Raw genomic sequence first — 14,377 nt, forward strand, 5'->3', positions numbered from 1 at the left:
TCCGTCAGGTTCCGGTCAGGGCGTCCAGCCCGGCGCGGTCGTCGAGCACCGCGTCGAGTGCCGCCGCGTAGGCCTCGGCGTCGAACGGGGGCTGTGCGGGCGGGGCGGGCGTCGGGAACCGGCCGGTGTCCGGGGCGTGCTGCGGCAGGACGGCGTCCGGGGCGGGCACCCAGTACCGTCCCCGCGCGAAGGGATGGCCGGGCAGGCGCAGGGTGCGCCGCCGTCCGGCGGGGTGCAGCGGCCGCCAGTCGACGGTTTCGCCCCGGCACCAGGCGGCCGTGACGGCGTCCAGACGCCGTTCGCGCAGCGCCTGCGCCATCTCGGGAGAGGGCGCCGGATCGCGTGGCACGCCGGTCCCGCGGGAGCGGCGCAGGCTGCCGGTGCTGACGTGGGCGGGCGGGGTGCCGTCGGCGAACCGGTGCAGCACGCCGCTCACCTCGTCGACGTCACGGGCGACGAAGGCGAGCCGCTCCTCCAGGGCGGCGCGGCCGAGTTGCAGGGTGAACGCCAGGTCGGCCGGGTCCGGCGCGCGGCCCTCGTGGCGGGCCCGGTCGAGGTGGTCGGCGAGTTGCCGGGCCGAGGCGCGCAGCCGCTCCGGGTCGCGGGCGGACAGGACGAACGCCTGCGGCTCGGACGGGGCGGGCGCGAGGACCGGCGGGACGGGCGGCTCCTGAAGGACCACGTGGGCGTTGGCGCCGCCGAAGCCGAAGCTGCTGACTCCGGCGCGCAGCGGCCAGGGCCGGCCCTCGGCGTCCACGCGCCGCCGCCACGGCCGCAGTTCGCGTACGACCTCGAAGTCGCCGTCGTCCAGCGGGAGCAGCGGGTTGAGGTCGGTGCAGTGCAGGGTGGGCGGCAGCTCGCCGTGCCGCATGGCGAGCAGCACCTTCAGCACGCCGGCGAGGCCGGCCGCGGCCTCCAGGTGGCCGATGTTGGTCTTCACCGAGCCGAGCGCGCACGGCGGGTTGGGCGTGCCGTCCGCGCGTCGCGCGCCGCGGGCTTCGCGCAGGGTGCGGTGGGCCCGGTGGAGCGCGTTGATCTCCACCGGGTCGCCGAGCCGGGTGCCGGTGCCGTGGGTCTCGACGTAGCCGATGCTGTCGGGGTCGATGCCGCGCAGGGCGTCCTGGACGAGGGCGGCCTGCGCCGCGCCGTTGGGCGCGGTGAGCGACTGGGCGCGCCCGCCGTGGTTCTCCGCGCTGCCGATGACCACGCCCCAGATGGCGTCGCCGTCGCGGCGTGCCTGCTCCAGCGGCTTGAGCAGCACCGCGGCGACGCCCTCGCCGCGCACGTAGCCGTCGGCCCGGTCGGAGAAGGTCTTGCAGCGGCCGTCGGGGCTGAGCATGCCGGACATCTGCGTGGATACGAACGTGTCGACGCTGAGCAGCAGGTTGACCCCGCCGGCGATGGCCATCTCGCAACGGCCGCTGCGGATGCTCTCCACGGCGCGGTGCAGGGCGATCAGCGAGCTGGAGCAGGCGGTGTCGACCGGCTCGCTGGGACCGTGCACGTCGAGCACGAACGAGATCCGGTTGGCCAGCACGGAGTGGGCGTTGCCGGTGGCGGTGTAGCCGTCGGGGGCGACGCCGGAGGCGTTGAGCAACTGGTGGTAGTCGTAGCCGGACACGCCGAAGAACACGCCGGTGTTCCCGGGCAGCCGGGCGGGTGCGTAGCCGCCGTTCTCCAGCGCGGCCCACACGGTCTCCAGGGCCAGGCGCTGCTGCGGGTCCATCAGCTCGGCCTCCAGCCGGGACAGGTGGAAGAAGTCCGCGTCGAACCGGTCGACCCCGTCCAGCTGCCCCGCCCACTTCGGGAAGTCCGACCGCCGTACGACATCGGCGTAGGCCCCGTCGAAGCGGTCCCCGGGGTAGGGGCGGACCAGGTCGGCGCCCTCGCGCAGCTTCGCCCAGAAGGCGTCCAGGTCGTCCGCGCCGGGGAAGCGTCCCGCCGCCCCGACGATGGCGACCGCGCCGGCCGGGGCCGACGGGCGGTCGGCGGCGGTGCGGTGGTGCCGGGGCTCGGGCGCGACGGGCGCCGCCCCCGGAGCCGGGGCGGGATCCGCCACCGCCGGGGCCGGCGCGGGTGCGGTCAGCGGCCGGCTGTCGTGCTCCGGTCGTACGGGTTCCGGCGCCGCGCTCCTGGCGCCGGGTCCGGTCTCCGCGGGCCGCAGGCCGTCGCCGTACCGCTCGACCAGGTGCCGGCTCAGGCTGCGGATGTCCGGGCACTCGAAGAACAGCGTGGGGGTGACCTCGACGTCGAGCGCGGCGCTGACCTCGGTGGCGAGGTTGGCCAGCGAGATCGACTCGAAGCCGTAGGCGGAGAACTGCGTGTCGGCGTCGATGTCCGCGACCTCGAACTTCAGCAGGTCGGCGACGATGTGCCGCAGCGTCTCCACCAGCGTGTCGGGCCGGTCGCCGCCGACCGGCTGCGCGGCGGCCCGGGGTGCCGGCGCCGCGGGTGGCACCGGTGCCGGCGTGGCGGTGGTGTGCGCGGGGACGGACGCCGCCGTCGCCACGGCCGGCGGCGTGCCGTGGGCGGGGGCGGATTCCCCGCCCAGGGACTCGGGAAGCGGCCCGCTGCCGAACAGGGCGTCGTCCAGGCGGCCCAGCACCTCGCCTTGCTCGTCGAGGAACACCGCGCCGACGCGCCATGTCTCCCCGCGCTCCGAGGTCAGCACCACGGTGCGGGTCCGGTCGAAGCCGTCGCCGTGCAGGGCGCCGAGGGCGGCCGGGGAGAGGGTACCGGCCTCGTTCCGGCCGGTCGGGCCGGTGGTCGCGTGGAGGTACATCACCCCCTGCGTGACGCCCGCGAGTACCCACGCCGGCACGCGCACGCGCTGCTTGTACGGGTCCTGGCACCGGGCGGGCGCGGCGATCCGCAGCAGCAGGCGCCCGTCGTCCAGCGCGGTCGCGCCGGTCACGCAGCGGCCGTAGGGCCGGGTGTCCACGCCCGCCTCGGCGAGCCGTGCGTAGAACGCCTCGCCGTCCAGCGCCATGGTGTGACGGGCCGCTTCGGGGGCCGTCTCGGCGGTGGTGGGCGGTGCGGGGACCACGTCGGCGTGGAAGCGGAGCGTGGGCCGGGCGCCGCCGACGTGCCACAGCTCCACGCGGTGCCGGCCCTCCCCGGCCGCGCCGAGCCGCCATTCCAGCTCCGCCGGGCCGTCGGCCGGCAGCGGCAACGCACCCCAGCGGGCGCGCTCCACGCGGAACGGTCCGGTCAGTCCGGCGAGTTCCGCGAAGGCGGACGCCGCGTCGGCCAGCGCCAGCGTGACGTAGCGGCGGGTGCGGCCCGAGGTGTGGACGTAGTCGAGCAGTTCGTCACCGCGCAGGGTCAGGCCGTGGCGCACGCCGCGCAGGTCGGACCGGTTGGCGCCGATCCAGGGGTGGGCGCGCCGGGCGAAGGCCAGCGGGCGCAGCACGCTCGGCGCGTCCTCGTGCCCGGGGTACCAGCAGCGCACCTTCTCGAACGGGTAGGCCGGCAGGGACAGTTTGGCGGGGCGGGCGCCCCGGGGCCACAGCCGGTCCCAGTCGAGGGCCGCGCCCTGCGCCCAGTACCGGCCGAGGTCGTCCAGGGCCCGCTCGTCGAGGGCTCGTTCGACGGCGGCGGCGTCGGTGGTGCGCCGCTGCCGCAGGATGCTGGCGGTGTAGTGCGCGCCGCCGGGCAACGTGGGCGCGTCGGCCGTCCAGTCGACGGCACTCAGCCGCTCCAGCTGCCGTACGGCGTCGGCGCGGTCGGTGGCCACGAAGGCGAGCCGGCAGGGCAGTTCGTTCTTGCCGGTCTGCAGGGCGTGCGCCAGGGCGTCCAGGGAGGGGCCCGTGTCGCGCGCGTACGCGTGCAGGTCGCGCAGCACGCGGCCGAGGGTGCGGGAGGTCATCGCGGAACAGACCAGCAGCTGGGGCCGTCCGCTCTCCGGCGCGGACACCGCCGGCCCGCCGTGCTCCTCGACGACGATGTGCACGTTGGCGCCGCCCGCGCCGATGGAGGTGATGCCGGCGCGCAGCGGTGCCTCGACGGTGCCGTCGCCCGCAGGGACGCGCGGGCGGCGCCACTCCTCCAGGCGGCGCTGCACCACGAACGGGGTGGTGGTGAAGTCGACGGAGGGGTTGGGCGTTTCGGAGTGCAGCGACGGCACCAGCGTGCGGTGCCGCAGCTGCAGCAGCACCTTGGTCAGTCCGACCAGGCCGGAGGCGGACAGCAGGTGGGCCACGTTCGACTTGACCGAGCCGAGGGCGCAGAACTGCCGGTCACCGGTGTGCCGGCCGAAGGCGAGGCCGGCGCCCTTGATCTCGATGGGGTCGCCGAGCGCGGTGGCCGAGCCGTGGCCCTCCAGGTAGCTGATGGTGCGCGCGTCGACCCCGGCGTCGTCCAGGGCCTTCTCGATCGCGCGGGCCTGGAGGTGCGGGCTCGGCACGGTGAAGCCGTTGCGCACCCCGGCGTTGGTCATGCCGGTGCCCTTGATCACGCCGTAGACGTGGTCGCCGTCGGCGACGGCCTCGGCGAGCGGTTTGAGGACGACGGCGCCCACCCCCTCACCGAGGATGGTGCCGTCGGCGCCGACGCCGTAACTGCGCACGACCTCGGCGGTCCTGCTGGTGAAGTGCGCCTGCGAGGTGGCGATCAGGTCGTACGGGTGCAGCATCAGGTTGACGCCGCCCACGACGGCCATCCGGCACTCCCCCGCGCGCAGCATGCGCACCGCCTGGTGCACACAGGCCGAGGAGGACGCGCACATGGCGTCCAGGAACATCGACGGGCCGGTGAACCCGTAGTAGTACGACAGCATGTTGGCGATCACGCCGATCTCGCTGCCGCTGGTCACCGAGCCGCGGGTGAGCATGTTCTGGAAGCCGTACAGGTGGTAGCTGTTGTTCATCGACCCGACGAGCACGCCGACGTCGCCGTCGTACCGGCGGCGCAGCGTCTCGCGCGAGTAGCCGGCGTCCTCCAGGGCCGTGACACCCGCCTGCAGGAACAGGCGGACCTCGGGGGAGAGGATTTCGGCGTCCCGCTGGGAGATGGAGAAGTAGCGGGGGTCGAAGGCGTCGATGTCGCGCAGGAAGGTACCGGTGCGCACCACCGTCTTGCCGAGGACGTCGCGCTCGTCGTGGTAGAGGTCACTGTGCCGCCAGCGCGACTCGGGCACCGGTTCGAAGCTGTGCCGCCCCTCGCTGAGCAGCCGCCAGAACTCCTCCAGTGTGTCGGCGCCCGGGTAGCGGCCGGCCATGCCGACGACGGCGATGTCGTGCCGGCCGGGGTCGGTGTCCGGTGCGGGAGCGGGAGCGGGGGCGGTCACCGCGACGGGGGCCGGCTGCGGGGCGGCGGGTGTCGCGGGGGTGTCCGCCTCCGGGCCGACTGCGGGCCGGGGTTCCGGCCGCGCCTGCGGTTCCGGGTCCGGTTCGGCCGGCGCCAGCAGGTCCAGCAGCCGGTCCCGGTGCTCGGTGACGAAGTAGTCCGCGACGCCCGCGAGGTCGACGTACTCGAAGAAGAGCGTCTTGGGCAGCGAGCCGAAGTCGTCCTCCAGCCGGCTGGTCAGGTCGACGATGGCGATGGAGTCGATGCCGTAGTGCTCGAGCTTCTCCTCCACCTGGATGGTGTCGGGGTCCTGCCGCGTGACCTCGCCGAAGGCGCGGCGCAGGTACGCGTGCGTGAGGGTGCGCAGTTCCTGCTCCCCGATCTCGCGCCGCCCGCCGGACCGCGCCGCGGCACGCTCCTCGTGCGCGCCGGGAATGCCCGCGTAGCGGCGCAGCTTCTCCGGTTCCCCGAAGAGCACCGCGCGCCGTACGGGCCCGTCGGTGCCCAGGGCGCGCTCCAGCGCGTCGAGGCCGGCCTCGGTGGGGAGCGGGACGACGCCGTTGCGTTTGCGCAGATAGGCGAGGCTGGCGGGGTCGACCCGCATGCCGCCCTCGGCCCACAGTGGCCACTCCACGACGCGCAGGGCCCACTCCGGGCCGGTCCGGGTGACGGCGTAGGAGGCGAGGTAGGCGTTGGCGGCGGCGTAGTCGGCCTGCGCGGCGTTGCCGAACGCGCCGGCCACGGAGCCGAACAGCATCAGGAAGTCCGGCCGGGCGTCGCGGGTCGCGGCGTCGATGTGGGCGGTGCCGTCGAGCTTCGGCGCGAGGACGGCCGCGGTGCGCGCCGGGGGCTTGGCCACGAGGTAGCCGTCGTCGAGGACGCCCGCCGCGTGGAAGACGCCGTCGAGGCGCCCGAACCGGCCGCGGATCCCGGCGACGGCCTCGCGCACGCTGTCGGCGTCGGTGACGTCCGCCGGGCGGTAGACGGCCTCACCGGGGAGACCGGCGAGGCGGTCCCGGAGCCGGTCGACGGCTTCGCTGTGCTCCTTGCGTCCGCTCAGCACGACGGTCGCCCCGTACCGGCGGACCAGGCGTTCGGCGAGCAGGGTGCCCAGGCCGCCGGCGCCGCCGGTGACCCAGTACACGCCGCCCGCGCGCAGCAGGCTGTCGCCGCCGGTGGTCGGGGCGGGCAGTTCCACGGTCACGCAGCGGGTACGGCGGTCCTGCCGGTCCCAGGCGCTCTCGTCGCCGTCGTCGGCGGCGGCCTCGGCGCGGACGACGCGTTCGAACCGGGCGCTGTCGTGCGGGTCGAGGCCGTCGACGAGGACGAGCCTGCCGCGCAGCGACGGCTCCTCCTGGTGGGCGGTCTTCAGCACGGCGGCCAGCGGGGCGTGCACCGGGGAGTCCGGGGCGCCGGGTGCGACGACCAGGACCCGCCGGGCGGAGTCGCGGTCGCCGAGCAGCCGGCGCAGGTGCGCGCAGCAGGCGTCGAACGCGTCCTTCGCGGCGGCGGCCTCGTCATGCGGTCCGCCCTCCCCGGCCGGCCGTGCGACCGGGAGGGGCAGGATGTCCGCGCCGAGGCGGGCGGCGGCGGCCGGGACGTGCGCGTCGTCGAGGGCGGCGTTGAGGACGACGACCGGGGCGGGCCGATCGGGCGGGCCGGCGGCCGCCGGGGCGGCCCGCCAGGCGCGGGTGACCTCGATGAGCCGGTCCTCGGGGGCGGACCGCGGGGGCACGGTGTCTTGTCGGCCGGGGACGGTCGCGGCGGGTGCGGGTGCCGCCGGTGCGGCAGCGGCGGCTGCCTCCTGCGGGGCGGGCGCCTCGGCCGCGGCGGCGGTCAGCGGGCGGGCCGCGTAGCCGCGCATCCGCACGCACAGCCGGCCACTGTCGTCGTAGAGGTCCACATCGAGTTTGGGCACCTCCGTGTGGCGTCCTTCGCCGGTCCTCAGCAGGGCCCACATCACGGACGTGGTGGGCGCGTGGACCTCCAGGGCGTCCAGGGCGAACGGCACCTGCGGGGCGTCGGGCCGCCGCCAGCCGGTGCCGTCGGCGTCCGCGCCCACGGCGAGGGCGGCTTGCAGCGCGGAGTCGAGGATCGCCGGCTGCAGCGCCGTTGCGCCGGCCGCGCCGGCCGGCAGGACCAGCCGGGCCAGGACGCCGTCCGGGCCGCCGTACACGGCGTCCAGGCCGCGCAGTGCGGTGCCGTGCGCGATGCCGGCCGCACGCAGGGCGGCGTACCCCGCGGCGACGTCGACGGGGCGGGTGTGCCGGCCGCGCAGCGCCTTGAGGTCGGTCGTCTCCTCGGTGAGCGGGCGCCATTCGACGCGGCCCCGCGCACAGGGCGCGCCCGAGGCGTCGAGGACCGTGTACTCGTGGCCGTCGCCCCGCGGTACCAGGCGCAGTTGGGCGGACAGCCGGGGGCCGTCGACGCGCAGCGGGCGGATCCACACGGCGTTGCGCACGCAGGGGCTGCCGTCGGCCGGTACGTCGCCGTGCGCGGCGGTGTGCCGGGCGGCGGCGGTGACGAGTTCCAGGACCATGACGCCCGGCACGATGGGCGCACCGCCCACGAGGTGGTCGCGGACGAAGTCGTGCCCGGCGTCGAACAGCAGCGGGAAGCGCCACTCGCCGTCCTCCCGGCGGCCCTCGCCGAGCGGCGGGGCCGGCCGCGTGGCCGGGGCCGCGGTGTGCTCCGGCGCGGGGGCGGTGGGCCGGAACCAGTGCGGCGTGCGGGCGAAGGCGTAGCCCGGCAGGTGGATGCGCCGGCCGCCGCCGGGCCACTGGGACCAGTCGACGGGCAGTCCGCCGGCCCACGCCGCCGCGAACTTCTCCGGGCGGCCCTCCTCGATCCAGCGCGCGCCGAGCGCCACCAGGTCCTCGGTGTCCAACGCGCCGAGCTGCGGGGTCTCGCCGTCGGCACCGGCCCGGCCGCGCAGGCAGTCGTCGGGCAGGTCCTCGCCGGCGGCGAAGCGTTCCAGCTGCCCGGCCCAGGTGGTGAGGTCGGCGGCGCGGAAGACGACGCGTTCCCGCATGGGCACCCGGCCCTCGCGCAGGGTGTGCGCGATGTCCGCGAGGTCCGGCACGGCGTCCTCGTCCTCGGCGAGCCGGGCGCGCGCCCAGCGGGCGAGGTGGGCGCAGGTCTCCCGCAGGCGCTCCTCGTCGCGCGCGGACACCGGCAGCCACTGCTCGCCCGGGCCCGCCTCGCCGTCGTGGTCCGCGCATTGCGTGCCGTGGCCGGTCTCGTCCCGCCCGCGCCCGGGGGACTCCAGGAGTACATGGGCGTTGGTGCCGCCGAAGCCGAACGAGCTGACGCCCGCGCGCAGCGGGACGGCGGACTCGTCGGTGCCCCAGTCGGTGAGGCGGTCCACGATGTAGAAGGGAGTGCCGTCGAGCTTGATCAGCGGGTTGAGCCGGTGGAAGCCGACAGTCCCGGGCAGTTTGCGGTGCCGCATGGCGGCGATCACCTTGAGGATGCCGGCGACTCCGGCGGCGCCCTCCAGGTGGCCGATGTTGGACTTCACGGAGCCGATGCCGCAGCGGTGCCCGGTCCCGGCCGGGGGCCCGGCGTCGGAGCCGGGTGCCGTTCCACGGCCGTCGCGCAGCTCGGCGAAGGCCTGCTTGAGGCCGCGCACCTCGATCGGGTCGCCGATCCGGGTGCCCGGGCCGTGCGCCTCGATGTAGGTGACCGTTTCCGGCGCCACCCCGGCGCGCCGGTAGACGTCGGCGATCAGCTCGGCCTGCGCGGCCGGGTTGGTCACCGTCAGCGAACTGGTGCGGCCGCCGTGGTTGCTGCCGATGCCCTTGACGAGCGCGTGCACCGGGTCGCCGTCGCGTACGGCGTCCTCGGCGCGGCGCAGCAGCAGCACGCCGCCGCCCTCGCCGCGGACGTAGCCGCCGGCGTCGGCGTCGAAGGCGCGGCAGCGGCCGTCGCGGGAGAGCATGCCGGCCTTGCTGAAGGCGATGAAGTGGCGCGGCGACCAGCACAGGTTGACGCCGCCGGCGAGGGCGTAGTCGCAGTCCCCGGCGCGCAGCGCCTGCACGGCCTGCTGCACGGCGACCAGGGAGCTGGCGCAGGCGGTGTCGTTGACGACGCTGGGGCCGCGGAAGTCGAAGTGGTGGGAGACCCGGTTGGCGATGATCGCGTAGGCGACGCCCGTGGGGTAGTAGGCGTCGATCTCCGCGACTTCCTGCTCGATCAGCTCGGCGTAGTCCCAGTGGCAGACGCCCATGAACACGCCGGTGCGTGAGCCGGCGAGCCGGTCGGCGCGGTAGCCGGCGTCCTCCAGGGCGTGCCAGCTCAGTTCCAGGGCCATGCGCTGCTGCGGGTCCATGGACTGCACTTCGCGCGGCGACAGATGGAAGAACTCGGCGTCGAAGCAGTCGATGTCGTCGACGAAGCCGCCCCAGACACTGTTGGTCTTGTTGAACTCGCGGCGCGGATCGCCCGCGTGGTCCTCCTTCCGCCACCGTCTGGCCGGTACCTCGCTGATCAGCGAGTGGCCCTCGGCGAGGTGGGTCCAGAACTCGTCCATGGTGTGCGACCGCGGCAGCCGCAGGGCGGTGCCGACGACGGCGACGTCCTGGTCGCCGTCGGTGGTGACGGGGGCCGTGTGTGCCTGGGGCATGGGGTCCTTCTCCGTATCAGACCGACACGGCGCTGCTGCTGCGCCGGTCCACGACGTGCAGGGCCAGGTCCTTGGGTGCGCGTTCGGCTCCGGCACGCCGGACGAACCAGTGGTGCAGCCAGACCAGGGAGGACAGCAGGACGAACGCCTGGTTCTCCTTGGTGCCGATGCGCTCGGGCGGGGTGTCGAACACGCGGTTGACGAAGGCGGTGACGAAGCGGGGTTCGAGTACGCCGATGTCCTCGAGGGTGCCGGCGTCGAGGAGCAGGTCCCGGTAGTCCGGCCGGGAGCGCACGAACGCGGCGCTGTCCGGGGCGCGGTAGGGGAACTTGCCCTTCTGCAGGATGCGGCGCGGAAGGACGTCCTCGTAGGCCCGCTTGAGCAGGTACTTCTCGTCGTAGCCGTCGTCGAAGCGCAGGTTGACCGAGGCGGCCAGGCGGACCACGGCGGGGTCGAGGAAGGGGCAGCGGTTCTCCACGCCGTGTGCGAGCGCCATGCGTTCGCCCTGGGTGGAGAGCAGGTAACCGGCGAGCAGCGTGCGGAACTCCAGCCACTGGGCCTTCTGGACGGGGGTCAGCCGGTCGTAGCCGGGTTCCTCGGCGACGAGGCGCCGGGCGGCGGCGAAGGGATCGCCGGGGTTCTTCAGCAGGCGTGTGGCGAAGCGGCCGTTCTGGAACCGCATCTGGTGGGAGAACAGGCCGGGCAGGCGTTCCTCGGTGAACTGCTGGTAGAGGCCCAGCATGCGGCGGTGGCCGTCCTCGCCGTTGAAGTGCCGCAGATAGGGGTAGAGCTGGGCCATGCGGCGCAGCCGCGTCTCGTCGTCGAGCTCGTGCCAGGCTGCCAGGAGCCGGGTGTCCTTGAAGATGCCGTAACCGAGGAACGCCTCGTCGGCGCCCTCGCCGCTCAGCACGACCTTGATGCCCTGCCGGCGGACCTCCTCGGCCAGCAGGTACATCGGGACGAACGCGGTGCGGAAGACGGGGACCTCGGCGTGCCGTACGGCGTCCGGGAACGCCTCGACGACGTCGGCGTCGGACACCTGCACGGCGGTGTGCCGGGTGCCGAGGTGGGCGGCGAGTTCGTCCTGTTCGGCGGACTCGTCGAACTCGGGGTCGTCGAAGCGGACGGAGAACGTGCGCAGTTGCCGGCCGGTGCGCCGGGCGGCCAGGTGGGCGACGATCGAGGAGTCGAGGCCGCCGGAGGCGTAGACGCCGACCTCGACGTCGCTGCGCAGCCGTACGTCGACGGCGCGTGCCACTTCCTCGCGGATGCGTTCCAGGGCCTCTTCCTCGGTGGCGGGGGCCGGCCCCGCGGTGAGGTCGAGGCCGGTCCAGCGGCCACGCTCGACACGGTGGCCGTCGAGGCGGAGGTAGGAGCCCATCGGGATCTGCTCGATGCCCCGGTAGCCGCTCTGGTCGGGCAGCGGCGTCCAGGTCGCGAAGATCGACGCGAGCTGGTCGGGGTCGAAGGCGAACTCGAAGCCGGGGTAGGCCAGGAACGCCTTCATCTCGGAGGCGAACAGCCAGGCGCCCTGGTGGCGGGCCACGTACAGCGGGCGCTTGCCGAACCGGTCGCGCACCAGGTGCAGTTCGCCGGTGACGGTGTCGTGGAGGGCGAAGGCGAACGCGCCGTTGAAGCGGCGCAGGCAGTCCCGGCCCCAGGCGATCCAGGCCTGGAGGACGACTTCGGTGTCCGACTCGGTGCGGAAGGCGAAGCCGAGCGCCGTCAGTTCCTCGCGCAGCTCGACGTAGTTGTACAACTCGCCGTTGTAGCAGAGCCAGTGACGGCCGTCCGCACTGCCGACGGGCTGGGATCCGCTGGTGAGGTCGATGATGCCGAGCCGGACCGTGCCCATCGCCAGGTGGTCGCCGAGGAAGCAGCCGGCCTCGTCGGGACCGCGGTGCTCGATATGGGCGAGCATGCCGCGCATCACGTCGCCGTAGGACGGGGCCGGCAGCCGGCTGCCGTAGAACCCTGCGATCCCGCACATGAGGTCGTCACCTGCTCCCGGTGCTCTGCCGCAGCGCGGAGCCGACGAAGTCGCGGATGCCGGAGAAGGAGACCATGACCCCGTTCAGCAGGTCCTCCTCGCTGAACTTCACCCCATAGGTCTCCTCGACGTGCGACATCAGCTCGATGTAGCCGAAGGAGTCGAGGATGCCGGCCTTGAACAGGTCGGTGTCCTCGGTGGTGTTCTCGTCGAAGGTGAAGAGGAAACGTTCTTCCATGTACCGCTTCAGCTCATCCATGATCGACCTCTCTCGCTCCCTGAGGATGAAGGTGTACATATAGGTGTTTTCGAGGCATGTCTCGACACGCCTCGCCACGGCACGGCCCGCAGTGGGCGGTGGATGGTGTGAGGCGGGGTCAGACGACGGTCGGCAGCGGGTCCGCCGCGCCGTCGGTGCGCAGCGCGGACACGACGATCCGCGCCAGTTCGGCCCAGTGGTCCCGGATGAAGAAATGGCCGCCGGGAAGCCGGTGCGCGGTCAGGGGACGGGTGGTCTCCTGCTGCCAGGCGCCGATGTCCTGCTCGGTGAGCCACTCGTCGGAGCCGGTCAGCACGGTGACCGGGACGTCGAGTGGTGGCTCGGTGCGGTGCGTGTACGCACCCAGCGCCTCGAAGTCGGCGCGCAGGATCCGCTCGTAGAACGCCATGAGGTCCTGGTGGTCGAGCAGTTCCGCGGGGAGGCCGCCCAACTGCTTCAGGTGGTCCCAGAAGGCGTCGGCGGGCAGCCGCCAGGTGTCCCGCTCACGGCTCGGCAGCGCCGGCCCGCACTCGCCGGAGACGATCAGATGACGTGGCGCGGGCAGCCGCTCGGCGCGCAGCCTGCGGCACAGCAGGAACGCCAGACGGGCGCCCAGGCTGTGCCCGTAGAGCGCGTACGGCGCGTCGAGGCGGTCGCGCAGCTGCCGGACGAGGTCGTCGACGATGCTGCCGGGGTCGCGCAGCAGCGGCTCGGACAGCCGCCGGCCGCGTCCTGGGCGTTCGAGGGTGACGACCTCGACGTCCGGGCACTGCTCGGCGAGTCCGGCGTAGGCGCGTTCGTCGCCGCCCGCGTAGGCGACGCAGAACAGGCGCGGCCGGGTCACCGGGGCACCCGCGGCCTGATGCCGGTGCGCCGAGGAAGCCTCGGTGGCGGCCCCGGGCGCCGCCGGACGAGCGGCTGCCCTGCCGGTCTCCGTCCGGGGCGGGGCGATCTGCCCCAGCATGCGGGTGAGCACACCGCTGCCGCCGGCCTCGCGGCAGGCTTCGGGAGACGTGTGCCGCAGCAGGAGGCGGACGCTGTCCACCCACCGCACGGGCCCTGAGATCTGGTCGCTCAGCAGCCGGGCGATCTCGCCGTCGGTGTACGGCTGTGCCGTGACGTTGGCGATCACGGTGCCGCGCAGCGGTGCGAACCCGAAGCCCTGGAGGAACGCGCGGAACTCGGCGCGGGCCGGCTCCATGTACCGGGAGTGGAACGCGGCCGACACACGCAGGCGTGAGGTGCGCACCCGGCGGCCCGTCAGCAGGCCCTCGGCACGGGCGATGTCCTCGGCCGGCCCTGACAGCACGGTCTGCACCGGGGTGTTGAGGTTGGCGATGTCGAGTCCCCGCAGTCCCTCGTCGGCGAGGAAGCGCGTGAGGTCGGAGTCCTCCATGCCGACGACGGCCAGCATGCCGCCGTGTCCGGCCCCGGCCATCAACTCGCCCCGTTTCATGACGAGTTTGAGACCGGTCTCGAAGTCGTAGGCGCCCGCCGCGAGCAGCGCGTTGTACTCCCCGAGGCTGTGCCCGAGCAGGTAGGTGCCCTCCGGTTCACCATCCTCCAGCGAGGCCAGGTAGGAGAGCGCGTTGACGACGTAGAGCGCGGGTTGGGTGAAGCGCGTGTCGTCGAGCCTGCCGTCGGGGTCCTCCAGGCACAGCCGTGGCAGGTCGTAACCGAGGACGTCCGTGGCGAGCGACGTCAGCGCGGGGAAGCGGTCGAACAGTCCGGCGCCCATGCCCCGGCGCTGTGATCCCTGCCCGGGGAACAGCACCGCGGGAACGGCCCTTTGGGGGGCGGAGGTCCAGCTCACGTCGGCTTCACCGGCCGCTGCGGAAGGGATAACCGGGCCAGTGAGGACGAGGGTCTGCCGGAAGCCGGGACACCGGCTCTCCGTGAGTGCCCAACGCTCCTGCAGTAGCAGAATTCGCAGCTCCGCGCGGCCGTCACTTCCGCCAGCCTTTCGTGGGGGGATCAGGGATCAGCATCTACTCTCGCAACGCTAGTGAGTGATCGGCTAAGGAATTCCCTAGTCACGACGTTTCCGGCCTTTCAGCAGGCCATTCGCCGGGCGAGCGGCGATCGACGGTACGCGCGCGCAAGCCAGGCGGTTCCCGTGCGCAACCCGGCGCGAGTGTGGTGCGCGGGTATCGCCGGGAGGCGGAGGGGCCGGCGGGCGGGGCGACGGCCGGCGCGGCCGGTTCCGCCGCGTCGGCCC

The 14,377-nt window shown here is 74.1% G+C and carries 4 protein-coding genes; all 4 read right to left on the reverse strand.

Features of this window, described 5'->3' with window-relative positions; all coding sequences use genetic code 11:
• Positions 1-4 precede the first annotated feature (4 nt).
• Positions 5-9,910 (reverse strand): SDR family NAD(P)-dependent oxidoreductase, encoded by a 9,906-nt coding sequence (locus tag AB0950_RS32500; RefSeq protein WP_366780024.1) that lies wholly within the window; start codon positions 9,908-9,910, stop codon positions 5-7.
• Positions 9,911-9,926: 16 nt separating this feature from the next.
• The gene (gene asnB / locus AB0950_RS32505; RefSeq protein WP_366780025.1) at positions 9,927-11,900 is read right to left on the reverse strand and encodes an asparagine synthase (glutamine-hydrolyzing); all 1,974 of its coding nucleotides are present in this window, start codon (positions 11,898-11,900) and stop codon (positions 9,927-9,929) included.
• A gap of 7 nt (positions 11,901-11,907) precedes the next feature.
• Complete coding sequence (locus tag AB0950_RS32510) at positions 11,908-12,159, reverse strand: acyl carrier protein (RefSeq protein ID WP_360161446.1); 252 nt, start codon at positions 12,157-12,159, stop codon at positions 11,908-11,910.
• Between the two features lie 118 nt (positions 12,160-12,277).
• Positions 12,278-13,972, reverse strand: coding sequence for an alpha/beta fold hydrolase (locus tag AB0950_RS32515; protein ID WP_366780026.1), 1,695 nt, complete (start codon positions 13,970-13,972; stop codon positions 12,278-12,280).
• Positions 13,973-14,377: the final 405 nt, after the last annotated feature.

The sequence above is a fragment of the Streptomyces sp. NPDC007189 genome, from assembly GCF_040703635.1.
Taxonomy (GTDB): Bacteria; Actinomycetota; Actinomycetes; order Streptomycetales; family Streptomycetaceae; genus Streptomyces.